The 24778-nt window shown below is 34.8% G+C and carries 29 protein-coding genes and 1 riboswitch; of the genes, 4 read left to right on the forward strand and 25 right to left on the reverse strand.

Annotated features, from left to right (window positions below):
- Positions 1-50: 50 nt before the first annotated feature.
- From ABH960_RS18760 to ABH960_RS18770, 3 genes are read right to left on the reverse strand one after another with little or no spacing between them, the layout of a single operon-like run.
- Positions 51-236: a capping complex subunit for YIEGIA gene (locus tag ABH960_RS18760; RefSeq protein ID WP_002086624.1), complete on the reverse strand. Its 186-nt coding sequence runs from the start codon at positions 234-236 to the stop codon at positions 51-53.
- Positions 233-1126 (reverse strand): YIEGIA family protein, encoded by an 894-nt coding sequence (locus tag ABH960_RS18765; RefSeq protein ID WP_404447454.1) that lies wholly within the window; start codon positions 1124-1126, stop codon positions 233-235. The genes ABH960_RS18760 and ABH960_RS18765 overlap by 4 nt, the downstream gene beginning before the upstream one ends.
- Positions 1119-1730, reverse strand: coding sequence for a YphA family membrane protein (locus ABH960_RS18770; RefSeq protein WP_002086626.1), 612 nt, complete (start codon positions 1728-1730; stop codon positions 1119-1121). Before ABH960_RS18770 ends, ABH960_RS18765 begins: the two co-directional genes overlap by 8 nt.
- 117 nt (positions 1731-1847) lie before the next feature.
- On the opposite strand from ABH960_RS18770, the gene ABH960_RS18775 reads away from it, so the two are divergent.
- Entirely contained in the window at positions 1848-1982 is a 135-nt protein-coding gene (locus ABH960_RS18775; RefSeq protein ID WP_000513901.1) for a YpzI family protein, read from the forward strand.
- A gap of 143 nt (positions 1983-2125) precedes the next feature.
- Here ABH960_RS18775 and ABH960_RS18780 read toward each other — a convergent pair whose 3' ends face one another.
- The 5 genes from ABH960_RS18780 to ABH960_RS18800 form a co-directional block, all read right to left on the reverse strand.
- On the reverse strand, positions 2126-2914 hold the full coding sequence (locus ABH960_RS18780; protein ID WP_404447458.1) for a hypothetical protein: 789 nt from the start codon (positions 2912-2914) through the stop codon (positions 2126-2128).
- Positions 2915-3163: 249 nt separating this feature from the next.
- Entirely contained in the window at positions 3164-4213 is a 1050-nt protein-coding gene (gene fni / locus ABH960_RS18785) for a type 2 isopentenyl-diphosphate Delta-isomerase (protein ID WP_404447461.1), read from the reverse strand.
- Positions 4214-4225: 12 nt separating this feature from the next.
- Positions 4226-5374, reverse strand: coding sequence for a 30S ribosomal protein S1 (gene rpsA, locus ABH960_RS18790; RefSeq protein ID WP_404447464.1), 1149 nt, complete (start codon positions 5372-5374; stop codon positions 4226-4228).
- A 334-nt stretch (positions 5375-5708) separates the two neighbouring features.
- The gene (gene cmk / locus ABH960_RS18795) at positions 5709-6386 is read right to left on the reverse strand and encodes a (d)CMP kinase (protein WP_404447467.1); all 678 of its coding nucleotides are present in this window, start codon (positions 6384-6386) and stop codon (positions 5709-5711) included.
- A 130-nt stretch (positions 6387-6516) separates the two neighbouring features.
- The gene (locus ABH960_RS18800) at positions 6517-6690 is read right to left on the reverse strand and encodes a DUF5359 family protein (protein ID WP_002135263.1); all 174 of its coding nucleotides are present in this window, start codon (positions 6688-6690) and stop codon (positions 6517-6519) included.
- A gap of 213 nt (positions 6691-6903) precedes the next feature.
- Here ABH960_RS18800 and ansA point away from each other — a divergent pair, with 213 nt between their 5' ends.
- Positions 6904-7878 (forward strand): asparaginase, encoded by a 975-nt coding sequence (gene ansA / locus ABH960_RS18805; RefSeq protein WP_002030754.1) that lies wholly within the window; start codon positions 6904-6906, stop codon positions 7876-7878.
- Positions 7879-7911: 33 nt separating this feature from the next.
- On the opposite strand, the gene ABH960_RS18810 is transcribed toward ansA, so the two are convergent.
- The 12 genes from ABH960_RS18810 to ABH960_RS18865 form a co-directional block, all read right to left on the reverse strand.
- Entirely contained in the window at positions 7912-8892 is a 981-nt protein-coding gene (locus tag ABH960_RS18810; RefSeq protein WP_002126406.1) for a YpdA family putative bacillithiol disulfide reductase, read from the reverse strand.
- Between the two features lie 109 nt (positions 8893-9001).
- Positions 9002-9532: a peptidoglycan recognition protein family protein gene (locus ABH960_RS18815; RefSeq protein ID WP_002011791.1), complete on the reverse strand. Its 531-nt coding sequence runs from the start codon at positions 9530-9532 to the stop codon at positions 9002-9004.
- 79 nt (positions 9533-9611) lie between these two features.
- Positions 9612-9848, reverse strand: a complete 237-nt coding sequence (locus ABH960_RS18820) for a DUF3961 domain-containing protein (protein WP_002011789.1) — start codon at positions 9846-9848, stop codon at positions 9612-9614.
- A gap of 95 nt (positions 9849-9943) precedes the next feature.
- Positions 9944-10153 (reverse strand): hypothetical protein, encoded by a 210-nt coding sequence (locus ABH960_RS18825; protein WP_404447472.1) that lies wholly within the window; start codon positions 10151-10153, stop codon positions 9944-9946.
- Between the two features lie 80 nt (positions 10154-10233).
- Entirely contained in the window at positions 10234-11496 is a 1263-nt protein-coding gene (gudB, locus tag ABH960_RS18830; protein WP_219921144.1) for an NAD-specific glutamate dehydrogenase, read from the reverse strand.
- A gap of 372 nt (positions 11497-11868) precedes the next feature.
- Positions 11869-12477 carry a genetic competence negative regulator gene (locus tag ABH960_RS18835; protein WP_002011786.1) on the reverse strand — a complete coding sequence of 203 codons (609 nt, stop codon included), beginning with the start codon at positions 12475-12477 and terminating at the stop codon, positions 11869-11871.
- A 77-nt stretch (positions 12478-12554) separates the two neighbouring features.
- On the reverse strand, positions 12555-13430 hold the full coding sequence (locus ABH960_RS18840) for a MerR family transcriptional regulator (RefSeq protein ID WP_002166076.1): 876 nt from the start codon (positions 13428-13430) through the stop codon (positions 12555-12557).
- Positions 13430-14206, reverse strand: a complete 777-nt coding sequence (locus tag ABH960_RS18845; protein ID WP_002126398.1) for a metallophosphoesterase — start codon at positions 14204-14206, stop codon at positions 13430-13432. Before ABH960_RS18845 ends, ABH960_RS18840 begins: the two co-directional genes overlap by 1 nt.
- 71 nt (positions 14207-14277) lie before the next feature.
- The gene (locus ABH960_RS18850) at positions 14278-14757 is read right to left on the reverse strand and encodes a LysM peptidoglycan-binding domain-containing protein (RefSeq protein ID WP_002030746.1); all 480 of its coding nucleotides are present in this window, start codon (positions 14755-14757) and stop codon (positions 14278-14280) included.
- Between the two features lie 22 nt (positions 14758-14779).
- The gene (locus ABH960_RS18855) at positions 14780-15343 is read right to left on the reverse strand and encodes a CPBP family intramembrane glutamic endopeptidase (protein ID WP_002064506.1); all 564 of its coding nucleotides are present in this window, start codon (positions 15341-15343) and stop codon (positions 14780-14782) included.
- Positions 15343-16872: a RecQ family ATP-dependent DNA helicase gene (locus tag ABH960_RS18860; RefSeq protein ID WP_002086642.1), complete on the reverse strand. Its 1530-nt coding sequence runs from the start codon at positions 16870-16872 to the stop codon at positions 15343-15345. Before ABH960_RS18860 ends, ABH960_RS18855 begins: the two co-directional genes overlap by 1 nt.
- Positions 16862-17923 (reverse strand): YpbB family protein, encoded by a 1062-nt coding sequence (locus ABH960_RS18865; RefSeq protein WP_002086645.1) that lies wholly within the window; start codon positions 17921-17923, stop codon positions 16862-16864. Before ABH960_RS18865 ends, ABH960_RS18860 begins: the two co-directional genes overlap by 11 nt.
- A gap of 297 nt (positions 17924-18220) precedes the next feature.
- Between ABH960_RS18865 and ABH960_RS18870 the strand changes: the two genes are divergently transcribed.
- A complete protein-coding gene (locus ABH960_RS18870; RefSeq protein ID WP_404447477.1) occupies positions 18221-18469 on the forward strand; it encodes a ferredoxin in 249 nt (82 codons plus the stop codon).
- 117 nt (positions 18470-18586) lie between these two features.
- Here the strand turns inward: ABH960_RS18870 and ABH960_RS18875 are convergent, their stop codons facing one another.
- A complete protein-coding gene (locus ABH960_RS18875; RefSeq protein ID WP_002011769.1) occupies positions 18587-19165 on the reverse strand; it encodes an ECF transporter S component in 579 nt (192 codons plus the stop codon).
- Positions 19166-19327: 162 nt separating this feature from the next.
- Positions 19328-19467, reverse strand: a riboswitch (FMN riboswitch).
- 248 nt (positions 19468-19715) lie between these two features.
- Between ABH960_RS18875 and ABH960_RS18880 the strand changes: the two genes are divergently transcribed.
- A complete protein-coding gene (locus ABH960_RS18880; protein WP_002011767.1) occupies positions 19716-20402 on the forward strand; it encodes a hypothetical protein in 687 nt (228 codons plus the stop codon).
- A gap of 183 nt (positions 20403-20585) precedes the next feature.
- Here the strand turns inward: ABH960_RS18880 and ABH960_RS18885 are convergent, their stop codons facing one another.
- The 4 genes from ABH960_RS18885 to resD all read right to left on the reverse strand — a co-directional run bounded on the left by ABH960_RS18885 (position 20586) and on the right by resD (position 24502).
- The gene (locus ABH960_RS18885) at positions 20586-21200 is read right to left on the reverse strand and encodes a peptidoglycan DD-metalloendopeptidase family protein (protein WP_002141020.1); all 615 of its coding nucleotides are present in this window, start codon (positions 21198-21200) and stop codon (positions 20586-20588) included.
- An 85-nt stretch (positions 21201-21285) separates the two neighbouring features.
- Entirely contained in the window at positions 21286-21867 is a 582-nt protein-coding gene (locus ABH960_RS18890) for a cob(I)yrinic acid a,c-diamide adenosyltransferase (protein ID WP_002086651.1), read from the reverse strand.
- Positions 21868-22010: 143 nt separating this feature from the next.
- Positions 22011-23786, reverse strand: a complete 1776-nt coding sequence (gene resE / locus ABH960_RS18895) for a sensor histidine kinase ResE (RefSeq protein WP_404447482.1) — start codon at positions 23784-23786, stop codon at positions 22011-22013.
- The gene (gene resD, locus ABH960_RS18900) at positions 23786-24502 is read right to left on the reverse strand and encodes a DNA-binding response regulator ResD (protein WP_002011758.1); all 717 of its coding nucleotides are present in this window, start codon (positions 24500-24502) and stop codon (positions 23786-23788) included. Before resD ends, resE begins: the two co-directional genes overlap by 1 nt.
- Between the last annotated feature and the right edge of the window lie 276 nt (positions 24503-24778).

Raw genomic sequence — 24778 nt, forward strand, 5'->3', positions numbered from 1 at the left:
CCAGAATATTTCTCAACGTATCAAAACACCTCACATTATACCACACGTTACTAATGTTTCACAATAATATATACATTATCTTGTAAGCGATGTGCAATACCATCTAAAATAGCCTCTAAATTATTTGCAACAAATTCCAGTTCCTCTGTCGACTCGCAAATAAATAAAGGAGCACCACCTGCAAATTTCTCTGGCGTTGTTGTAATGACTGCGAGAATAACACTTTCTAACATCATCTCTTATCTCCCCTTCCTTTCGGAGCTTCTGATGACATATGAACAGCACTCTCTAATGTTGGTACATTTCCGATTACCCCTATCGCTTTTTCTGCATCTTGATCTTGCGGCAGAACAAAAACCCCAACTCTCCCATCCTCTAAATCACGCTTCGCTAACGGTACAAGTGCCGGCGTTCCAGAATCTCTATATATTCCTAAAGCAACCGAAACATCATGTAAAATAGCTTGCCGTTGTCCTAAGTTTGAGATTGTAACCATCGCATCTATCGATTTTGGTTTTAAAATAAATCCCATTCCATATTTCATAATTTCTTCTTGCCTTGCTGGCAATCCAATATTCATAATGTAAATATTATCAATATAAAGTCCCGCTCCTTCAAAACGAAGTGGAACATGCTCTATTTCTACAAGGTCATGAAGTCTTTTACCTGACATTAATTTTTTCGCAATGAAAAAACTTACTATACCAGTAATTACCCCGGCAATCCATGAATCGAATCCTATATACGCAAACGTTGTTATAAACGACGTTAACATCGCCAAGTAGTTACGACTTTCAAATACTAATGCAATTCCTTCAATGTATGTATTACCACGTGGTACGAGCTCATATCCATCTAATTGTTGAAGTGTATTTCTTTCCATATTGCGCACATCACGAAATTGCGTCGCTGCTAACGTAAGAAATGTAATTGCAGAGAAATCTTTTTTCAAAACAGACGGAATCGCAATTGCTCCTAAGGCAGCCGCAATTAATCCCATCGCGATATGAATAATTTTCCCGTGAAGCCTCGTCGGATATTGCCTCGTATCGGTACGAAGCATTAACAACCTAGTTATTGTACCTGCAATTACGCCACATAAAATAGCTGGTGTATATTCAGTCATGTATTACCCTCGCCTTTCTTTTACGTGTTTTCCTCTTAAATTGTTCCATATATACCGATGCCTTTGTAATCCAAAGTAAAATCGCCATAAATAAAGTGGAAACAGCAGCAACATCTAAAAAAGCTAAACTGCCGTATTCATAAGGAAAATGTAATTTACGAAAAATCAGCGTCACCAATAATTCTCCTTGTAACATCCCTATATATAAGGAGCATAATCGTAATATGCGATCCCCGTGCAATAAAACCGATGCATACACAAGTGCACCACTTAACAGCAACAACCTATCAACCACAATCCAAATTGGATCATATACTTCTAACAAATGAAAGCTTGTATATAACATTGCGATAATAAGTGCCGAAAGTAAGGTATACAATTTTTTCCAAATAGAATATAACGCGATACCTACAAAAGAAATAATACAAAGCAAAAGGGCATTTACCGATATCGTGAAAGAAGCAATCGTCACATTTAACGGAGAACAAATAATAAAAATTAATATACAAGCACTTATCTTCCAACGAATAGATTCCTTTTTCATAAAAAAGGTCACGACAATCCACCCTATCCAAGCAACAAAATAAAAAGTACTCCCATCCATCATTTCACCTCCTATGATTTCCATTATGGGAACTTTTTATGAAAGTTAATCCTCCTTTTCTTTGTGCATAGTTTTTCTCATAACAGCAAAACTTTTAATAAGGAGGTGTAACTCACAATGGGTAAAGATCGCCAAGAACGAAAGCTAAGAGAATCACGCCGCGTTGAATCTGATCGCGACCAATCACTTCAATATCCCGGTGCAACAAGTCTTGATACACCGGAGCAAGCTCGAAAGCAAAATCAGCATTAAATAAAGTGAAACCTCAGTGGGGGGGGATCCATCCCCACTGATTATTAGCCCACACCAATCAAGCTGCCCTCAAATAGGCAATACAAAAAGACGGTTTCGATATTGTACGAAACCGTCTTTTTACACAATTATTTTATTTATTTCTACTCGTAATATAATTCTTTTGTTTTCGCATTATAAACCCTATCACTCAACGAGGCATCAATCGTAACTACACCTGTTGTTTTTTTAGAATATGTAATAACATAATACGTATGTAGAGAAGGATTTTTACTCTTTACCTCTACACGTACATAATCCGTCTCTCCTATCTCATTTAACTTTCGCTCAACCTCTTTTTTCGCACCTACAATATCTTCTTTTTCTCCTTTAATTTCCCTACTCACAATGGTATTTCCTTGATCAGAAAGTAATACTACTTCAGCATTACTTAAACTCACTTCATTTGGTATATTAAAATAATAAATTGCATACGAATCTTCCGATGGATTTTTGTCTTCTCCTAATTCCCTTGGCAAAATTAGTGCTTCTATTCCCCTTCCTTCATTCACCGTTGGATTCCTATACAATTTATTCCCGACTGCGATTGCAATATTCGCCATTTTAATTGCTAATTGTGCTGTTGTTGAACTAGAATCTCCTTCTCTTACATTTGAAGTTAATGAAATTTCAACCTTTTTATTATATCCAGAAACCGCTGTATCTTCTCTTATATTTCGTGCATGGATGTTAACATCTTCACTATTATATGTAATGCGTCCTATTGTATTTTTACTATTTGAAGATACATTATCTCCTTTTTTATTAACATCCTCATCCCCTAAATTATCGTAAATTTTTCCTTGTTTCTTTTGACTCTTAAATAGCAATCTCTTATCTTGTTTTATCGCTAACCAGCTATATAGAGAGGAATACTTTCTTACTTTTACCATGTTTTTCTCCACAAACATGGCAAAAGTAAGATTCCTCCAATAATTCAGCAGCACATTTTCTACATTTCTTCATTTTTATAACCCTTTTTTCAATTTTAGCTTTTCTGCACGATATTTGTATATACTTTTATTATAATATAAATTCTCTCTTTTTTCCATTTATAGAATTATATAGAATGATAATTTCTCGCCCTCCCTCTTCATTTTACGAAAATAAAACGCAAAAAAATCAACCGGATGGTTGATTTTTTATCGCCTACTATAATGTGCAGTGTCAATCCCTCGCTGAGCTAACCAATGGTACGTTTCACCTTTTACAACAAGAGGTACAGATTGTAACTCTTCTATCGTCTTCACGCCAAGAGCTGTCATAATAAATTTTAAATCTGTATGTAAAAGATCAATTTCATCCACTAAATTCTCAACACCATCTTGCATTAAAATACGTAAAAAGTATCCAGCAAACGCAGTTGTATTCGCCCCTAATGCGATTGCCTTCGCCACGTCAAGTGCTGTTTGTATACCCCCAGATGCAATAAAAGAGAGGTTATTATTTGTAGAGGTTGCTTCAATAATCGAGGTAGCTGTTTGTATGCCCCAGTTATTAAAATAAGAAAGCATTCGCTGTCTTCTTTCATTTTCAACAGCAGCAAAATTCGTACCACCTTGTCCGCCAATATCAATTGCTGTTATACCTATATTCGCTAACTGTTGTACTGTTTCCTTACTCATTCCAAAACCGACTTCTTTTACGATGACAGGTACTTTACTTTTTAAAACTATTTTCTCAATCCGCTGAAGTACACCAGTAAAATCACGGTCTCCTTCTGGCATCGTTAACTCCTGTATGACATTTAAATGAATTTGCAGTGCATTCGCTTCGATCATATCAACGGCACGCTCTGCCTGTTCGACAGTTGCCTCACTTCCTAAGTTTGCGAAAAAAATCCCATTCGGATTTACTTTCCTAACAACTTTATACGAAGCCGCTTCACTTTCATCTTTTAAAGCTGCCATTTGCGAACCTACAGCCATAGCAAGGTTATGATGTTTCGCTACATATGCTAATTGCTCATTAATATGTAATGTTTGCTCTCCTCCACCACCAGTCATCGCATTGACAAAAATCGGCGAACTTAGTGAAAGTTCGCCGATTTTTGTTTCACATGTTATAGTGTCATAACTTGAATTTGGCAAGCTTTGATGCACAAAATCAATATCATGAAAGCCATGCGTACGAGACTGACCAGTAGAAAGAGCATATTCAATATGATCTAATTTACGTTTTGCCCTTACCACTTGTACCCCTCTTTATTTCTTTAATTTTTTCAGTTGTTCACCAATAATATCACTTAACTGGAAAGTAGCAGAATCAGCATTTGGCTCATATTGGCTATAATCTTCTGTTACATTATTTTCTTCAAGCGTTTCTTTTATGCTTAAAGAAATACGTTTTTCTGCTACATGGACTTCAAGTACTTTCACTTTTACTTCTTGTCCCATTTCCAATACTTCATTTGGATTTTTCACGTGACGATTTGCAATTTGAGATACATGCACAAGCCCTTCAACACCAGGTAAAATTTCAACAAATGCGCCGAATGTAACAAGGCGTTTTACTACTCCCTCACGAATATCTCCAGCCTTTATTTCGCCAGCAACATTTTCCCAAGGTCCCGGCTGAGCTGCTTTAATTGATAAAGAAATACGTTGCGTATCAGCATCAACAGATAACACTTTTACCTTTACCTTTTGACCTTGCTCTAATACCTCAGAAGGTTGCTCTACACGTTCGTGTGAAATTTGTGAAATGTGAACTAAACCGTCCACACCACCAACGTTAACGAAAGCACCAAAATCCGTTAATCGTTGTACTGTTCCTTCAACAATATCCCCTTCTTTTAACGAAGAGATTGCTTCTTTTTTCTTAGAATCTAGTTCTAGTTCTACTACCGCTTTATGTGAAAGAATAACACGATTTTTTTCACGGTCTAATTCAACAATTTTCACCGCTAATGTTTTTCCTTTATAGTCAGCAAAGTCTTCTACATAATGTACCTCTACAAGTGAAGCTGGGATAAAACCACGAACACCAAGGTCCACAACTAACCCACCATTCACGATATCTTTTACCGTAACATCAAATACATGACCAGAATCAAATTTTTCTTGTAATTCTACCCACGCTTTTTCTGCGTCAACAGCTCTCTTAGATAAAACAAGATCATCATCTTCTAATTTAATAATTTTCAATTCAAGTGTTTGATCTAATTCTACAACATCGCTTGCTTTTTCAATATGAACGTTAGCTAATTCACTAATCGGAATTACGCCATCTGTTTTGTATCCAACATTTACAAGAACTTGTTTCTCTTCAACTTTCGTTACAGAACCTGTAACAACGTCACCAACTTGTAATTCTTTTGAATTCATAACTTCTTCATTCATTTTCTCTACCATGGAAATACCTCCCTACAGAATTGACAAAGCATTTTTATGTATATACGAAATGAAAACAAATGTTTTCATTTGCATGTTTAAGAATTTATCATCACATATTCTGTTTCAATACAGTTCACAAGAAACTATATTAAATCTATATAAATAGTATACAGCAAAATCATCTTGAAGAAAGTATGATTTGAAATATAATAGCGAATATATTCTGACAGTTTTTTTCCTCTGTAACTAACTTCTTACAAATTAGCCCATTTGTCAAGAAAAGAGACTTATAATTAACTTATCCTTTACATTTCAAAAAAAAAAAAAAAAGAAAGAGGATAGTCCTCTTTCTTTATTTCGCAAATACTCCTAAAACAATACCCATAATTTTTTGGACAACTTCTTCAATTGATAAAGAAGTTGTATCTAATTCCAATGCATCATCAGCTTTTTTCAAAGGAGAAACTTCGCGTTCTGAATCTAATTTATCACGCCTAGCAATTTCTTCTTTTAACTGCTCTAAATTAGAATCGAAACCTTTATTCATATTTTCTAAATGTCTTCTTTCCGCTCTTTCTTCTACAGAAGCAAGCATAAAGATTTTCACTTCAGCATCTGGTAGTACATGTGTACCAATATCACGGCCATCCATTACTACGCCGCCTTTTTTAGCTAATCCTTGTTGACGACGTACCATTTCTTCACGAACAAGACGATGCTTTGCTACAATAGATACGCGATTCGTCACATCTGGCGTACGAATCACCTCAGAAACATCTTGTCCATTTAAAAATACAATTTGTGTATTTTCCCCTTGCTGAAATTCAATATTTACATTTTTTACGACTTCCATTAACTTTTCTTCATTTTCAATATCCACTTTTTGTTCAAGGGCTGCATATGTAATAGTACGGTACATTGCGCCTGTATCAATGTAAACATATGAAAGTTTTTTTGCAACAACTTTTGCAACTGTACTTTTCCCAGCAGCCGCTGGACCATCTATAGCAATCGAAATTCGTTTATCCATTGTAACACCTCATTTTTCACTTATAAAACAAAACGAAAAGCAGGTATTCTCCCCCTGCTTCTTCTCATTTGCCTCACGACATTAAATCCTCAATAATTGTAGCATAATCCATCATAGAAGAAAATGAAAACTACTTATTCACCTGTAAGATTTCCGCCTTATTTTTCGTGACGACACCTTCGTAATAAACAATTTTCGATAAATATTTCACTGAAGATTTATGTATAAAAAGCAGTTGGACGACAGAAAGAAAAATAAATTGAATCAGTAATATACGAATTATAATTTTCTCCACTTTTTTCAAAAAAACTCACTCCTTCCCTCTCTACACTTACACATCTACTCTCATAAATTTCCATAAACAAAACCTAACCTAATAACCACTTACCGGAGCACACTTAAAGTAATTTATTTTATTGTCATTTTCTAAGCATACTTTTATACATTTTCATTGTCGAATTTACTCAAAACATGTTATGTTCTAAATGTATTTTTCAACTTGAAAGGGGTATAAGCATTGAAAAGAATCCTAGTTTTACACACAGGTGGAACAATTGCAATGGAGGAAGATAAAGAAACTGGGGTCGTACAACCAGGTAAAAAGAATCCTCTTTTAAAATTTATTCCTGATTTAGAAGGCGATGTTGATTTAATTGTCGAAGATGTGTTCCATCTTCCATCTCCTCACATGACTCCTAGCGAAATGCTACAATTGCAAGTCATCATTGACGAAAGAGTAAAACAAGACGATATTCACGGCGTAGTCATCACGCATGGTACCGATACATTAGAAGAGACAGCTTATTTTCTTGATTTAACAGTTCAAGCAACTATCCCAATCGTTGTGACAGGGGCAATGCGTTCTAGTAATGAATTAGGTGCCGATGGTCTATATAATTTCTTATCAGCTGTAAAAGTTGCTAGTAGTAATGAAGCTGCTGAAAAAGGCGTTCTAGTCGTATTAAATGACGAAATACATTGTGCTACAAATGTAACAAAAACGCACACAAGTAATGTCGCGACCTTCCAAAGTCCACAGTACGGACCAATTGGCATGGTAACAAAACGTGGTGTTGTTTTCCATCATGCTTTAGTGCATCACGAAACATGCACAGTACGACAGATTTCTAAAAACGTTGTCGTTCTAAAAGCATACGCAGGTATGGATGATACATTATTATCAGCAATCGAAACACTACCAGTAGACGGAATTGTTATTGAAGCACTTGGACAAGGTAATTTACCTCCAAGAACACTTCCTAGTCTAGGGCGATTAATAGAAAAAGGCATTCCAATTGTATTAGTTTCACGCTGCTTTAACGGTATCGTTCAAGACGTATACTCTTATGAAGGTGGCGGAAAACAATTAAAAGATATGGGCATTGTTTTCACCTACGGTTTAAACGCTCAAAAGGCGCGAATTAAATTACTAGTCGCACTAGAAAACACAAACTCTCACGAAACAATCCAACATATGTTTATGCACGATTAAAAAGAAGCTGTCGAAGATTTCGACAGCTTCTTTTTATTCTTCTCTTGATGCAATGGTTTGCGCAATCGCATCTCCATGGAATCTACCGTTCTCGATAAATATTTCATTTGCGTTATTCCCCGCAGCAATTACACCTGCAATAAAAATATTTTCAGCGTTTGTTTCCATACTACCCTCTATATAAATCGGGCGCCCTGTTTCTTCATCAATCCGAACTCCCATTTTTGTTAAGAAGCTGTGGTCTGGATGGTAACCCGTCATAGCAAATACAAAATCGTTTTGAATTGTATTTGCCTCACCATCTACTGTATACGTCAACGTATGCTCAGTAATTTCTTTTACATGCGCATGGAAATGCATTTGAATTATCCCATTTCGTACTAACGCCTCAAATTCCGGCAAAATCCACGGCTTAATACTTGGCGAGTATTCCCCACCACGGTATAGAACTGTTACACGTGCACCCGATTTAACAAGCTCTAACGCTGCATCTATACTTGAATTTTTACCACCTATTACAACGACATCTCGATCAAAATAAGGGTGTCCTTCTTTGAAATAATGAGCTACTTTCTCAAGTTTCTCACCAGGTACATTCATATAATTCGGATTATCATAATATCCAGTTGCGACAACAATATATTTCGCAACATATATTTCTTTGTTTCCGTCACGCTTCGTCGTTTCAACTTTAAAAACATCACCATCTTTTTGAACTTGTTCCACTCGTTCAAATGCATTTACACGTATAGATTTACGCTTTACTACTTCACGATAATACGCAAGCGCCTGATTACGAAATGGCTTACGATTTTCTGTAATAAAAGCAACTTCACCAATTTCTAATTTTTCACTAGAGGAGAAAAATGTTTGATGAGTTGGATAATTATAAATTGCATTTACAATGTTTCCTTTTTCGATTACTAACGGATTTAACCCCACTTTTTGCAACGAAATCGCCGCTGCTAATCCGCATGGACCGCCTCCGATAATAATAACTGTTTCTTTTTGCATACTTAGTTCACTCCTAGTCTTCTACCTCTGCTCTATTTATATAAACAAGAAAAAACCTACTTACAGCAGTAGGCATCTATCTTTATTGTATTCATTTTTCATATATTTGTCATCTAAACGAAACATACATCCGATAGACATCTGCTAAAAACTGCTGAAATTTAATTCCTTGTTGCCCTAATACATTCTCAGGATCGATTTTCCGAGTAGGATCCAACGTTTTGTGTGACACAATAGCCTTTTTAGGATTTAAACCGAAATTTTGACATAAATAAGCGTGATACCACGTAAAACGAGTATACGCCTCCCAAAAGTTTACGTCGCCACCATAGCAAAGTTCAACCCCAATTGCAGCCTTATTCGCATCATAACCGAATAACTCATTATCCGTTGGCACATTGTATCGAACATGGTACGCAACTTCATTTATAGGGACAATTTCTAATATTGTTTTATCATCAATAAATGTATGCGCTGAAGCTTTCGGTTGTATTTCATTAAAGTAATCCCGATTTCCTATCGCATTGCTACCAGGGTTCCCCGTGTCATGACTTACAATAAATCTTACTTTTGAAAGAGGAATTCCTGGTCGTGAATTTCCATACCCAATATAGTTACGCTCTATAGGGAACATCGCCATTACTACCAACTCCCGCTCTAAAAAATTACCTTACTTCCTTATATATGTATTCGGTGGCAATGTCCTTATGGCATATTTCTTATGCGAAGAGAACATCGAAAATATTTGATGTGAATACCATAAATAATACAATACTTACAGCCACTCCGTAAAAACCGTAAAACCAAATACAATCTTCTTTCGTATCTAAACCGAAAAATTTATTTACCGATTGTAATAATGTGCCACGCTTGCTTTGTTTGTTTCGTAATACTTCCACTCGTTCTACAACATCTGCTGGCATCATAAATCTTTGGTCTACTGTCATTTTCATCATTTATCTCTCCTTAAAATCATTTCCGTTTTGCTTATCTAAGGAAAGTATAGCACGTTTGTTCGTGTAGAACAAGCGTTCTTTTTTTATTTTTTATTCTATTTTTCAACAAGCCAAGTAATAATTGTGAATATAAACGCGATAATTGGTCCAACTACAACTGCACCAAATATTAAAAATAATAATCCTTCGCCGAACACCCGAACGACACTTGTTTTTCGGGCTCTCTTAGCTCTTGCAAGTTCACCCTCTAACACCTTAACCTTTTCTTCTAATTGGTCTACTCGTTCCATTATTTCATTCCCCATATACAACACCTCATTTAATACTTCAACAAAAAAACGCGATTCCCTCGAAAGGAAATCACGTTTTCTCAAAACATTATATATTATACCCAACCTCTGAAGCGACTAGCCTCAGCCATTTTACGAACACCAATCATGTATGCAGCTAAGCGCATGTTCACTTTACGAACTTGTGATGTTTCATAAATTGAATCGAATGATTTTACCATTACTTTTTCTAAACGTTGTTCTACTTCTTCTTCAGTCCAGTAGTAACCTTGGTTATTTTGTACCCACTCAAAGTAAGATACCGTAACGCCACCAGCACTTGCTAATACGTCTGGAACAAGTAAGATACCACGATCTGTTAAGATTTTTGTTGCTTCTAATGTAGTTGGACCATTTGCAGCTTCAACCACAATTTTCGCTTTAATCTTATCAGCATTTTCTTCTGTAATTTGGTTCTCAATTGCAGCAGGAACTAAAATGTCGCAATCAAGTTCTAACAGTTCTGTATTTGAAATTGTATTATTAAATAGTTTTGTTACAGTACCAAAGCTATCGCGACGATCTAGTAAGTAGTCAATATCTAATCCATTCGGATCATGTAATGCACCGTAAGCATCTGAAATTGCAATTACTTTCGCGCCTGCATCATGCATAAATTTAGCTAAGAAGCTACCCGCATTACCAAATCCTTGAACAACAACGCGTGCACCTTTAATATCAATGTCACGTTTTTTCGCAGCTTCACGAATACAAATTGTTACACCTTTTGCAGTCGCTGTTTCACGTCCGTGTGATCCACCTAATACAAGTGGTTTACCTGTAATAAATCCTGGTGAATTAAATTCATCGATACGGCTATACTCATCCATCATCCATGCCATAATTTGTGAGTTTGTAAATACATCTGGAGCCGGAATATCTTTTGTCGGACCAACAATTTGGCTAATTGCTCGTACATAACCGCGGCTTAATCTTTCTAATTCACGGAAAGACATCTCACGTGGGTCACAAATGATTCCACCTTTACCTCCACCATATGGTAAATCAACAATACCACATTTTAAACTCATCCAAATAGAAAGTGCTTTCACTTCATTTTCTGTTACGTTTGGATGGAAGCGAATTCCACCTTTCGTTGGACCAACAGCATCATTATGTTGTGCACGATATCCTGTAAATATTTTAACAGTCCCGTCATCCATACGAACTGGAATTTTCACTGTCATCATACGAATTGGTTCTTTCAATAATTCATATACTTCGTTTGGATAACCCAATTTTTCTAATGCTTCATTAATTACAATTTGTGTTGAATTTAACAATTCAAAATGTTGTTCCCCTTGTTGTTGTGTTTTCATTTGAGTTCCCTTTTCGGCTACCATAGTAAGTAAACCCCCTGTAATTTCACTTGTTTAGTAAACCTTCATTGCCTAGTATACACCGTTAAATTTGGAATGCAATAGAAAACGCTAACAAATATATACAAACTATTTTGTATTGCAAGCGTTTTCACTATTATTATAGTCCTTTTATTGCTTTTAGAAAAGTAAAATACTTAAATATTTAAATATTTTTTATTTTCATCAAAATACATTCGATAAAACAATTATTTCATCAAGAAATACTGATTACATTTTAACATACAGATCGGCTAGTCTTGTTACCTACACTTCGTTTTATAGATTTTAGATTTTCAGCTGAATAAAAATAAAACCTCAAGCTACGTTACATTAGCTGAGGTTTTGTTTTTTCACAAAGTAATTGTATATTTGTTCAATCGCTTGAGAATCCATTAATTCTTTACCATATTCCATTACGCGGTAAATTGTTGCTGTTGACGGATTACCGTACTCCGCTAAAATAGCTATAAAATCCGCCTTCAATAATTGAAATTGCTCTTCTTCTTCTATCCAAAGATAAAAACGATCATCCCACGTATACAACTTCCCATCAGTTACACCAAGGTTATATAAGCGATTTGACAAATTGATTACATCATCTAATGTAGCAAACTCGTAAAGTATATGTTCACTTTCATCAAGAGTCACTTGCATTTCAATAAACTCGTCACGGAACTCATCTTCTGTGTCCACTTCGTGATTTTCTTTTGTTACAATTACAACCATACCTTGAGCTTGTAGAGAAAATACTTCAACAGCAATCGGTCCATCCGCTTCAAACCCTAATTCTGTATTTGCTTCTTGCATCATATCACGGAATAGTTGCTGTACTTTCGGTGCATTTCTCCACAAATCTTCTTTCGTTAATCCTCGTTCAGATAAATCATCAAATGTTAGGAAAATTTTAATCTTATTATAATTTAAACGTTCCAGTCTCATCTCATACCCTCCCTACGTAACCATTGCATCTAATTTTTATTATATGAAATAGAAAATAGATGGTTCTTTTCGAACGACTATTCCGACATCTTTAACCATCCATCCCATTCTTCTTTCGTGTTACCAATTAGGATATTTTGAAGATTTAATTGATCTCCAATGCCTTTTCTTCCTATAAAACCACCAGAGATGTTTTCATTTTTTTCTTGTAACAAGTCAATAAATTCTACTGCCTCTTCAAGTTCTCGTTCATCATCAAAAGATATAAACAAATATTTAGGTTGTAATTGTTCAATAGCTAGTAAAATACCTTCTTCATCTAAACTTGTCCCCATATACATTGTTTGATATCCTTTTAGTCGTAAATACGTCGCGAAAATAAATCCTTTTAATATATTATTTTCTAAGACGAAAACTTTGTTAACGGAAGAATACACCGACGCATTATGATAGATCATTCCTAAACGTGTTTGTAAGAATGATACAACATATTTGAATTGCGACATTGTAATCTCATTATTACTTTTTAAAGTTAACAACTTGTTTGCCACTTGAAGAATGATGCTTGCAACAACCTTTTCCGTTGAATATATACTAAAAACCTCGTTTAATAATGCAGAAATTGTAATTTCATCAAATTCTAACAAAGCTTGTAGTATATCGTCCACTAAAACAACTTCTGTATCAGTAATTTTTTCTTTTTGAACGTTGTTCTGCAACCGATTCCCTTCTAATAACTGAACTGCTTGTCCAATCATCATCCCCTCAGAAACTTTGTTCATTAACCATTTCAAAATATGAATATGCTCTTCTGTATATAAACGATGCCCCGCACGATTTCTCTTTGGGGCAATAATATGATAGCGTCTTTCCCATGCGCGAAGTGTACTCGGTTGAATTCCGAGTATATTTGAGACAGCTTTTATATTATATTTTCCATTTGAATTCGGCATTATTTCCCTCCGCATAACGTAATGATATGTGTTTGGGAAGGTGCCCGAAAACGAAGAGGGAACAATGTTGTTCCATACCCATTACTAACAAAGAGAGTCGTATTAGAATGCTTATATACGCCACCCTTTAAATACTTTTCAGATGGAAACAACCGAATCTGGCCTCCATGTGTATGTCCACTTAATACGAGCGAAATTTGTTCATTACCAGACATTTTCTTTATTATATCTGGGTTGTGACTAATTAAAATGCGAAAACCTTCTTCTTTACAATCAGACAACGCTAAATCTAAACGATCTCGTTCTAATCCAACATCATCGATACCGAGTAAGCAAATTTTCTCTCCTAATTCAGACTCAAATACAACTCTTGTATTATCTAATACCTTCACATTATTTTCTATTAATAAAGCATCTAATTCGTGATATTCAATTTCATAGTCATTATTTCCCCATACAAAATATACAGGGGCTATTTCTCTTAACTTTTGAATATTTAAAGAGATTTGCGATAAAGGTACTCCTTTTTCAGCTAAATCACCGCCAATAATTACGATATCTGCTTTTCCTTTCACTCGTTCAATTAGCGAGCTAGAAATGATCCTTCTATGAATATCCGAAATAAAAAAAACTTTAACTTTTTGAAAACTTTCCGGAAATTCTTCGAATACTAAAGTATGTTCCAACACTGTATTACGCATCGCTTCTTTATACATTCCAAGAAGACATACAAAACCAATGCATATGAGAGTACATAATAATATAATCCATGACATATATTTTTTACTCTCCCTCCTCGTAAAGTATAGTCCTTAATTTTATGTGGAGCTATATATCACTCATTTAGCTAGCTCTCATACTTCGTGGACTTATCTTTTATAGGAATTTTCAATTCTTGTCCTACCTTCACTTCGTCTTCTTGTAAATCATTATACTTTTTTATTATTTCTATCCCATCTTCATCTGAGAAATATTGCTTCGCTATACTTTCTAAAGTTTCTCCATCTTTCACAACATGAGTTGCTACTTTCTCAGACTGCTTCTTTGATTCAGTCTTAGCGGAATCAAAGAAAATTACTTCAAACGCACTTTTCTCAGCATTATTACTATCACTTTTTACCTGTATATATTTATCCGTATACCATAGGATACTAATAGGTAACAATATGAACAAAAATGTTAACACTCGGACGAAAATGTGATTCATTTTAAACTTTGGTTTATTCTCTTTATTTCTATGAATTTCACTACGCGGCGGTAAACTTTCATCTTCTTCCACTTGCTCAACTTCTAACTCCTCTTCAAAATCAGGAATTCGTTTTCTCATGTTGTTCACCACCACCTTCCATTTATTTTCTTAATTGGAGCCCCATTATAAAATCAACAAGAAAGTGTGCAAAGATTGTTATAAACAAATTTCCTGTCCACTCGAATACATACCCAAAAACAAAACTAATAAAGCAGACGAAACAAAACAAAAAAGGCTTCGTTATATACCGAATATGTAACACAGCAAAAATTAAACTCGCTATTACAATTCCGAAATGAGTCTGCACTACACCTCTAAATAAAAACTCTTCCGCAAAGCCAATAATAAACGTGATAACGAGTAAATGCATGACAGAAATCCCTTGAAACATTCTATCGTTAATGCCACCATCATCAAACCAAGATTCTGGAAACACTCGCATTGCAACATAATCTAATAACACAATACAAATCGCTAACAAGCTACCTATTAAAAGTATAGAAACCGGTTCCCATTTCCATAAACTATAAACTTCTCTTTTATCTTGAAATAATATATATGCTAGTAAACAACCGATACCAATAATGATTAGTTGTGTTATGTAGAGATTCAGTCTTATTTCTCTCGGACTCATATCTTCAACATTATGCCTTTGAATGTTCATCATTCCTCCATCTTTCCTAGGCCGAAAAGCTTTTGTAACTCTGTTTCCCAATTATAGTCGAAAACTAACTGTTGCGCTCGTCTTTTTTTATAATCCGTTTTTGTAATACCACAGTAATCACAACAGTTTTCTATCTCTTTTTCTTTTCTATAACCGAATTGTTGTAATAAATATTCACGTCTACATCCTTGAACTTGTATCCATGACTTCATATTTTCTAGCTCACTATATTTATTACGCATTCTCACTTCCACTTCCGCTATTAATCTGTGCATTATTTCATCTGACAAGCTCTCTAACATGAGATTTCGCTGTTGTATGATTCCAAGATGTTCGAGATGATAACGTGTAAAGCGCCAATACTGTTCATTAAATCTTGCTGCATTATAACAAATTTCTTCTACATCTTCTAATGGTAATACTTTCGTTTGAAACATTCTTTCTTGTAGTAACGAAAATAAAAATTGTATTTGCGATTTACTTGGTAATTCATCTTCAATGATTGAAATTGGCAAATCGTGATCCAATGGACTACATAATAAAATGGCTATACTCAATTCTCCATCTCTTCCCGCTCTTCCAATTTCTTGTAAATAGGAAGCTACATTTGTCGGATATTGAAAATGAATAATATATCTTGTATTCGCCTTATTTACCCCCATCCCAAAAGCACTTGTACATATTACAATTTGCAACTGGTCATTCATAAACTGTTGTTGAATTAACATACGCTCTTCATGTTCCATACCACCATGATAAAAAGCTACACCTGTAATTCCTTTTCCTCTTAAATACTCGGTTAAACGCTCTGTCCAGGCCCTACTTGAACAATAAACAATACCAGGCCCTTGCAAATACATTACATGCTCAAAAAGCGCCTCTTTTTTTTCTTCTATTGTTTCCACAAATTGCACTTCCATCGCAATATTTGGACGATCAATTGAGTACACATGCTCAGCAATATTTTTTAGATTTAAACTTTCCGCTATATCTCGCAGTACATCCTTTGTCGCAGTTGCTGTTAATGCTAGTACTGTCGGAGATCCGATACTCTCAATTACTTTATCTAATTTTTTATAATCTGGCCGAAAATCATAGCCCCATTGTGAAATACAATGCGCTTCATCTACGACAAATAATGAAATATGAATTTTTTTCAATTCTCTTATTAGAAGTTCCGACTGCAACATCTCTGGTGATACGAAAACAAATTTATAAAAAGATAGCTTTTTCATTGCTTCTCTTTTTTCAATTAACGTCCGAAAACTATTCAATGCAATAACTCGATTTTTCACGACATACTTTAATTGCGTAACTTGGTCTTCCATTAAAGATAATAATGGTGATACAACAAGCACCGTACCCTCTTGCAGAAGCCCCGGAAGTTGATAACACATTGACTTTCCCCTTCCAGTCGGAAGCATTGCTACAACATCTTTTCCTTCCAATAAGTCCGTAATAACTCCTTTTTGCCCCGGACGAAATTCAGAATATCCAAACCACTTATATAAATATTCCTCAAGCTTCATTTATACCCTCCATCCGTGCCAATACAAGACGTACTTCAAAATAAGAGATTTCCTCTCCAACCGCTTGCTTCAACACACGCAATTTACGTGTTTGTAATGCTTCAATTACTTTTGTTACTTTTTCCATTTTTTCTTTTTCCATAAACATTTCAATAGAAAATTCTTTTTCTCGTAAAGCAATTTCTACAAAATGGTCTTCTATCGTGGCAACCTTCAAATTCCGAATTGTTGCTATTTCTTCTAAAGAGCGTCCTTGTCTCCAAAGATTATATGTTTTTTTCGTTGATAAACTAAATAAATCAGCTTTCTCATTTGGATACGATATAATTTCAGCTAATAATGGAAACTCGTTTTCTTTATTGCGAACTTCTTGAATAAGGAAATGAATTGTACCCCAAAATAAAAAATACACTCGAAATATATCTTGTTTCGTAATTTCCGCTAATTGTTGTAAAGTACACCCAATACGTTTATACCCAGTTAACCGATATATTACGATCGTCGCCTCTACTGGATTATTTTTTTGTAAAAGAGTATGCATTTCCTTCCATAATCTTTTAGCCAATTCACTTCTCATATACGGTATTCCAGTGAGAAAACGTTTCACCCACATCATTATTTCTGTATCCTGTTGAATTGGAATAAATTTCGTATTCGCCTGTTGTAAATTCGAAATGGTTTGAACGATCAATGATAATCTCTTCCAAAACGTTTCACCTATTTCCCCATAGTGTAAACCATTTAAATATGTCGGAAAGGCAAAGTCACCTTCCCATTTGTTTAATTGCACGTTACCAGCAGTCGTTAACACATATGTATTATCATGTATACCTTGAACTAAATCCGTTTGTAACAACTTTGCAACTTCTTGATCATAATCAGCTCTATTTAATGACTTATAAATCCCAAACAAAAAAGAAATTTGAAACATATTCCCATCTTGTAATGTTTGCGACGATCTCTTTCCTTTTAGTAAATAATAAATTGAAGAAACGGTTCTTTCACCATTCAATTGTTTTAAACAATATAATAAAGTATATTGTAGCTGCATTACCGCTTCCACCTCTCAGTCTAACTTCATTCCTTTTTCAATACGATTGCACATTAACTGCTATTCATTCAACTTATCATATTCACACTACATGCTTTTATATATTCTATTGTATCAAACGAAATAACATTTAAGTATTTTGAAAATCTTATGAAATAATTCAAAAATAAGTTGACACTCTAATTGATAAGCATTATCATTATAATTTTATGTTGAAAAGTTTTAAAAACCGTTTTACAATAAGATTATAATTTTTTGGCGAACTTTTCACATACATATTATCAGGAGGGAAAAAATATGGCAAAATATACAATCGTTGACAAAGATACTTGTATTGCATGCGGTGCTTGTGGTGCTGCTGCACCAGACATTTATGACTATGATGATGAAGGCATTGCATTTGTAATATTAGACGATAACCAAGGTATCGTTGAAATTCCAGATGTATTAATTGAAGATATGATGGATGCATTCGAAGGTTGTCCAACTGACTCAATTAAAGTTGCTGACGAATCATTTGATGGCGACTCTTTAAAATTCGAATAGTCTTTTATTAACTTCAAAAAATCCCCCTCATAAGTATGAGGGGGATTTTTCGAACTCTTTTTCATTCTCACTAACAAAAAAACCATTAGCAGTTACGCTGCCAATGGTTTAATATTTTTAAGCATTTTTCATTTTTGCAAATACCCATACTTTCAAGCGTGAAAATAATGCTACAAATACAATTGTTACAACAATTCCTTTAATTACATTAAACGGTAATATCGCCGTTACAATAGTTTGTCGCATAATATCACTAGACATAGCTGGTGAATTTAAAAACCAAGTGTACGCTGGTAAAATAATAAAGTAGTTTAACACACTCATAATAACTGTCATAGTAATTGTACCTAACATTAATCCTGTCGTTAAACTTTTTACTGTGCGATACTTTCGGAATAAGAATGCTGCTGGACCAATAAATAAACATCCCGCTATAAAGTTTGCTACTTCTCCTACTGGTACTCCCGTTAAACTTCCTTGAATTCCGTAATGCAAAATATTTTTTATCGCTTCTACAATTACACCTGCAATTGGACTAAAAATTATTGCCGCAATTAAAGCTGGCACATCACTAAAATCAATTTTTAAAAATGGCGGAAGCCCTGGGAATGGAAAATCCAACATCATTAGTAAATACGCAATACTACTTAGCATCGCTACACTCACCATCTGCACTACACTGTTTTTTTGTTTCATCTTTCTCTCTCCTTTTCCATCGATCTTCTCATGGAAAGTGGAAAGGTTCTGCTATGCCTATTTTTCATAGAACGAAAAAACCCTTTGTGATTTACACAAAGGGAGAATTTTAAGGCACATCAAACAGACGTTCAAATACTTATCTTTTTTGAACGCTTGAACCTCCATCTTCTCCCATCCAGACTGTACTGTCGGCTTTGGAATCACACCAAATCCTGCCTTAACGGCTCGCGGGCTTAGAACGAAATTATTAACTGTTCATCACCGCCGGTCGGGATTTTCACCCTGCCCCGAAGATAGACCGATATTCTATTTTCCACTTCATTATACAACAACATGATCGTATTGTGAACAAAAAAAGTGTAACTTACTAAAAATAAGTTATTGATTTTATATAATTAAAGAAACGATCACTATATTTTACAATACAACCCATATTTTTTATAATTCGGTATTTCTCCTATGAATCCCCCTAGTCATATGTCGTCAAAAGTGATAAGATGTTGAATTGTTAAGATAAGAACATTTTCTGAGTTATGGAGGAAATGTCATGAAGAAAGATAAAAGACACTCTATTCGAGAAGCAATGAAAAAGAACTTAAGAAAAGAATACTTTTATTTGAAAAAAGAATTACTTTTCTACTGTCCAATTGATCTAGGCACATTCTCAAGAGAGACATACTACGCTACTTTTGACCAAGATGGCATAAGTATTTATCAGTATGATAAAAAAACAGAAAGTAAATTAAAATTGTGTGAGCGTCATCCATGGAAGAGTTGGAATAAGGTAAAAGTTGATCACTATTTAACAACTTCTCAATTTATTTTCCAAGGTGAGCGAAACTGGATTTTATCCCTTTTCCAAAAAGGAAAAGAAGCTCAAAAAATAATTGAAGAACATACATCTTTACAAACGGAAGTTGTTTCCCGTCCGTTTTCCAAGAAGCTTCCTGGTTTCCGTTCTGATACACCATTGAATAAATACATCGGTAGCATTTGTTACACTGCACTTATTGCATTTTTATTAAAATGGATGATTCCATTTCAAGCACCACAAATCGCCCTGTATTCTCTTTCAATTGGCTTTATGCTTCTTGGTTTACTTTGTCTTACAATTGGTCTAATCGAACCAACTATCGTACTATTTCGGACAAAAGAAAAAACAAGAACAAAAGTCTTTTACTTATATAGCTACTTAGCTATTACTGGATTTATATGTGTCTTTATTTTTTGGTAAAAGAAGCCGTCCCAAAAGATCTTTTGGGACGGTTTTTCGTTAAGGATAGGTTGCTCTTACTGTCGCATTTTATTGTTAGTCGATATTTCTTGTCGAAATGTCGATATAATTTCATTTACTATCGCAATCTTAAATAAGAAGAAAATAAATTTATTCAAAAGTTATGCTTTTGGGACGTTGCCTTTACTTGACGTATAGTTGTTGGTTCGGATAGATTTGCTCTTGTCGCAATCCATTCCTCACTTTAATTTCCTCAACTGTCATACTAAATTTCCGGGCAATACCAACTAAAGTATCACCTTTTTGTACAATATATAGTGATGATGACACAACTTGATTTTTTTGTTCATTTAAAACAAGCAACGGATTCATCGCATTCCTTTTCTCCATCGTCCATCTCCCTTGATGCACTTCTAAATGTAAATGAGCTCCTCGCGATTCTCCTGTATTCCCTACCTCTCCAATTAGCTCTCCTTTTGAAATGTTATCACCTTGAACTACATATCTCTTATTTAAATGCGCATAAACAGCCTCATATTCTCCATGTTTAATAAACACAACATTTCCATAACTACTTGAAAAATAAGACTTTGTCACCTTACCATTTTGAATAGCTGCAACAGGCGTTCCAATAGGCGCAGCTATATCAATACCATAGTGTTTCCCATGTCTTGTCCCGAAATAATCACTTATCTGCCCATCAACAGGCCATATCCACTGATTCCCTTCAGCGTAAACATGTAATTGAGATAAAAATAATACACTCAATATCACCACGCCACATTTTAACGCTTTCATATACATCCTCCATTTTCTAATAACCGTCATACCTTCTCTATTGTGGGATATTACAGAAAAAAGTATACAAAAAAAAGAAAGTGGATTACTCCACTTCCTTCTCTTCTTTATTACGAAAAACAAGTGCACTGCGGTTATACTCCACATCTTTCACTTGTAAACGCGCATTTATTACTCTAGCAAGCGCAAATAAATAATCAGATAACCTATTTATATACTTTAGAACAATTTCATTGGTTTCTCCTTCTTTTTGCAATGACACTATACAACGTTCTGCTCTTCTTATAACTGTACGTGCAATGTGTAGTGCAGCCGATATCTCGCTACCGCCTGGTAAAATAAAACGCTCTAAAGGCGGCGCTTCTTCTGTATACGAATCAATTCGTCTCTCTAAATACTCGACCATCTCTATCGTTACTTTATAAGGGATTTTCTTCTCTACTATTGCTAAATCCCCTCCACAATCAAATAGTTCATGTTGAATATTTTCAAGTTCGTTATAAATGTTACGAAAACATTCCTCTTGTAATTTAGACATGGCATATCCGATATGAGAATTCGCCTCATCAATTGTTCCATAGGCTTCTACACGTATATGATCTTTATCCACTCGGCCACCTATGACACTCGTTTCCCCTTTATCACCTGTTTTTGTATAAAGTTTCATTTCATTATGACACCTCTCTTTTTATTTTCATTCTGATTATTAAAGAAAAAAAACTCTACCATTCTTTATTTAATTGCACTTACAAAAAAATAAAAAAACAGTAAAGCTTTTATTCATGATCAACTTTTAAAAAACATATATATCTAAATTATACGATTTGGTAAATATACAGAGAATGTAGTTCCTTCTCCAACGACACTTGATACAGAAATTTTCCCGTCATGACCTTGAACAATATTTTTAGCAATCGCAAGCCCGAGTCCTGTTCCAACTTTTTTCCCTCGCGTTCTTGCTTTATCAGCTTTATAGAATCGATCGAACAAGAACGGAATATCTTCTTCTGGAATACCAGCACCTGAATCTTGCACTTCGAAAGTAAGGCCACTATTTTTCGTATTAATTACAAGTGTAACATGTCCACCTGCATTTGTATGACGGATTGCATTATCAATTAAATTCGTCAGTACTTGTTCCATACGGTCTGCATCAAACGGATATTGTTCAATTGGACTTTGGAAATCCACTGTTAATTGGACTTCTTTATCCTTTGCAATCCCCTGGAATTTACGGCCAATTTTTTCGACAAATGGATGAATATCTACTTCACCTATATGTAACTCTACATGTCCACTCTCCATACGGGCTAAATCTAATAACTCATTTACAAGTTTACCTAAACGAACAGATTCATCATAAATAATTTGAACAAACTCATTAATTTCTTCTTTCGTTTGCACAATATCATCTAAAATTGCTTCACTATATCCTTGAAGCATTACCATCGGTGTACGAAGTTCATGTGATACATTCGCAATAAAGTCTTGACGCATTTTCTCAAGACGACGCTCCTCCGTCATATCTCGCAATACTGCTACAGCTCCACGAATTTTTGTTTGATTGTAAAGCGGTGTCATAAGAACTACGTAGTTACCTTTTTGCAAATTAATTTCAACAACTTGTTGTTGCTCGCTTTCTACAACGAGATGGAATAGTTCAACAAGTTCAAAAGGCAGTTTTTTACTTAACTCTAATTCTTTTTCTTCTTGCCAAACTTGTAAGAAGTTTTCTGCCGGTGGGTTGATAACAACGACTTCACCTTCTTGATTTAACGTAATAACACCATCTGCCATACTACTCAAAATGCTAGCTAACTGCTCTTTTTCTTGCTGCAGGGCATTCATATTAAACTTCAACTGTTTCCCCATTTGATTTAAAGCAGTTGCAAGCTCACCAATTTCGTCCTGCGACACCATAGGGGCTTTCGTATCAAATTTCCCGCGCGCTACCTCAAATGCAACCTCACGCATTTTACGAAGCGGTGCCGTAATTCGAGTAGATAAGAAAAATGCAAAGAAAGTTGTTAAAATAATCGCAATCCCGGCTGATAAGAAAATAAAATCAGTCGTTCTCTCCATACCTTGTATTGGAACTTGCAATGATTCATATACAAACACTGCACTTTGATTTTTTGACTGTACTGGTTTCCCGACGATCATAATATCATTTTCAGTATTTTTATTCTTCCTACTATTAGAAGCTTTTCTAATATTATTCTTAATATCCTTTTTATCTGTAAAAACAGCTGCTAATTCTTTATCATTTTTCAAATCATCTATTGTAAGAGTAACTAATCCTTCTTGTTTCGGCGAAGAAGAAATTTCCTTACCGTCTTCTACAATGATAATCCTTGAAAGTGGATCAGAAAATTTGTAAGCAATATTCTCAATCGTTTTTACATCGGCACCTTCTTCAATTAATTCCGTGACACTTGTTGCAACTTTCTGAAGCCTAGCTTCACTCATATCAACATAATACGTTCTAAAAAACTGTGAAAGTAAAATAGCAACAAATCCAAGAACAAACGAAACGAGAAGTAATATGGTCATCCATAACTTCCCTACTACACTTCTCCAAAGCATCAGTCGTTCACAACCTCAAACTTGTAACCTACGCCCCAAACGGTAACAATCATTTTCGCTGCATCTGGTGATTGTTTACTTAACTTTTCACGTAAACGCTTTACATGCGTATCAACTGTACGTAAATCTCCGAAGAACTCATATTGCCATACTTCTTTTAACAATTGCTCACGGTCAAAAACTTTATCCGGGGATTTCGCTAAGAATAATAGTAATTCATATTCTTTCGGTGTTAAGTTTACTTCATTACCATCCGCTGTAACGCGGTGCGCATCATTATCAATTGTTAAATGAGGGAAAACAGTAACATCTTTCGTCGTTGTATCTTGTGTAAAGAATGTCGTTGGTACAGCGCGGCGTAATACCGCTTTCACACGAAGTACTACTTCACGCGGGCTAAACGGCTTTACAATATAATCATCAGTTCCAACTTCAAACCCTTGTACCCTATTTACTTCTTCACCTTTTGCTGTCAGCATAATAATTGGCGTCGCTTTCTTCTCACGAATCCCTTTACACACTTCGATACCATCTTTACCAGGCATCATAATATCCAGTAGGATTAAATCATAATCATTTTGTAACGCCATTTCTAAAGCTGTATCACCATTATCCGCTTCTTCAATTGTGTATTGCTCTCTTTCTAAATACATCTTTAATAAACGACGAATACGATCCTCATCGTCTACAATTAAAATTCTTGATTCATTTTCCATTTCTACCCGCTGCGTACTTTTACCACAACGGTTTACACCTACCCTTCTACAATATAATGTTGCACCTATCCTCGTTTAATTAAGCATTTTTTAACGTTCCACTTCCCATATTATGCTTCACAAGAATAATAAAGTTTGTTCATTTTTTTTCCAAAACTATGTATTTTTTTTGAACAGTATATTTGGTCCTCGACATCATTTTACAGAATCAACCGCTACTTTGTCATGTTTTTCTCAAAAAAGAAGAAAATTTGACAAAAATAAAATAGGAAAGTG

This window comes from Bacillus sp. RC252 (assembly GCF_044909215.1).
GTDB lineage: Bacteria > Bacillota > Bacilli > Bacillales > Bacillaceae_G > Bacillus_A > Bacillus_A mycoides.

Bases quoted from the DNA above. Each gene is read 5' to 3' on its own strand.
- ABH960_RS18825 (WP_404447472.1), bottom strand. From the start codon at position 10,153: ATGGGGAATGAAATAATGGAACGAGTAGACCAATTAGAAGAAAAGGTT.
- resE (WP_404447482.1), bottom strand. From the start codon at position 23,786: ATGCTTTGGAGAAGTGTAGTAGGGAAGTTATGGATGACCATATTACTT.
- ABH960_RS18865 (WP_002086645.1), bottom strand. From the start codon at position 17,923: ATGCAGCTACAATATACTTTATTATATTGTTTAAAACAATTGAATGGT.
- gudB (WP_219921144.1), bottom strand. From the start codon at position 11,496: ATGAAAACACAACAACAAGGGGAACAACATTTTGAATTGTTAAATTCA.
- ABH960_RS18770 (WP_002086626.1), bottom strand. From the start codon at position 1,730: ATGGATGGGAGTACTTTTTATTTTGTTGCTTGGATAGGGTGGATTGTC.
- ABH960_RS18875 (WP_002011769.1), bottom strand. From the start codon at position 19,165: ATGAAACAAAAAAACAGTGTAGTGCAGATGGTGAGTGTAGCGATGCTA.
- ABH960_RS18845 (WP_002126398.1), bottom strand. From the start codon at position 14,206: ATGTCATGGATTATATTATTATGTACTCTCATATGCATTGGTTTTGTA.
- ABH960_RS18835 (WP_002011786.1), bottom strand. From the start codon at position 12,477: ATGAGACTGGAACGTTTAAATTATAATAAGATTAAAATTTTCCTAACA.
- ABH960_RS18760 (WP_002086624.1), bottom strand. From the start codon at position 236: ATGATGTTAGAAAGTGTTATTCTCGCAGTCATTACAACAACGCCAGAG.
- ABH960_RS18780 (WP_404447458.1), bottom strand. From the start codon at position 2,914: ATGGTAAAAGTAAGAAAGTATTCCTCTCTATATAGCTGGTTAGCGATA.
- ABH960_RS18870 (WP_404447477.1), top strand. From the start codon at position 18,221: ATGGCAAAATATACAATCGTTGACAAAGATACTTGTATTGCATGCGGT.
- ABH960_RS18815 (WP_002011791.1), bottom strand. From the start codon at position 9,532: ATGGCGATGTTCCCTATAGAGCGTAACTATATTGGGTATGGAAATTCA.
- ABH960_RS18820 (WP_002011789.1), bottom strand. From the start codon at position 9,848: ATGATGAAAATGACAGTAGACCAAAGATTTATGATGCCAGCAGATGTT.
- resD (WP_002011758.1), bottom strand. From the start codon at position 24,502: ATGGAAAATGAATCAAGAATTTTAATTGTAGACGATGAGGATCGTATT.
- ABH960_RS18775 (WP_000513901.1), top strand. From the start codon at position 1,848: ATGGGTAAAGATCGCCAAGAACGAAAGCTAAGAGAATCACGCCGCGTT.
- rpsA (WP_404447464.1), bottom strand. From the start codon at position 5,374: ATGGTAGAGAAAATGAATGAAGAAGTTATGAATTCAAAAGAATTACAA.
- ABH960_RS18885 (WP_002141020.1), bottom strand. From the start codon at position 21,200: ATGAAAGCGTTAAAATGTGGCGTGGTGATATTGAGTGTATTATTTTTA.
- ABH960_RS18840 (WP_002166076.1), bottom strand. From the start codon at position 13,430: ATGCCGAATTCAAATGGAAAATATAATATAAAAGCTGTCTCAAATATA.
- ABH960_RS18880 (WP_002011767.1), top strand. From the start codon at position 19,716: ATGAAGAAAGATAAAAGACACTCTATTCGAGAAGCAATGAAAAAGAAC.
- cmk (WP_404447467.1), bottom strand. From the start codon at position 6,386: ATGGATAAACGAATTTCGATTGCTATAGATGGTCCAGCGGCTGCTGGG.
- ABH960_RS18765 (WP_404447454.1), bottom strand. From the start codon at position 1,126: ATGACTGAATATACACCAGCTATTTTATGTGGCGTAATTGCAGGTACA.
- ABH960_RS18890 (WP_002086651.1), bottom strand. From the start codon at position 21,867: ATGAAACTTTATACAAAAACAGGTGATAAAGGGGAAACGAGTGTCATA.
- ABH960_RS18810 (WP_002126406.1), bottom strand. From the start codon at position 8,892: ATGCAAAAAGAAACAGTTATTATTATCGGAGGCGGTCCATGCGGATTA.
- ABH960_RS18860 (WP_002086642.1), bottom strand. From the start codon at position 16,872: ATGAAGCTTGAGGAATATTTATATAAGTGGTTTGGATATTCTGAATTT.
- ABH960_RS18855 (WP_002064506.1), bottom strand. From the start codon at position 15,343: ATGAACATTCAAAGGCATAATGTTGAAGATATGAGTCCGAGAGAAATA.
- ABH960_RS18850 (WP_002030746.1), bottom strand. From the start codon at position 14,757: ATGAGAAAACGAATTCCTGATTTTGAAGAGGAGTTAGAAGTTGAGCAA.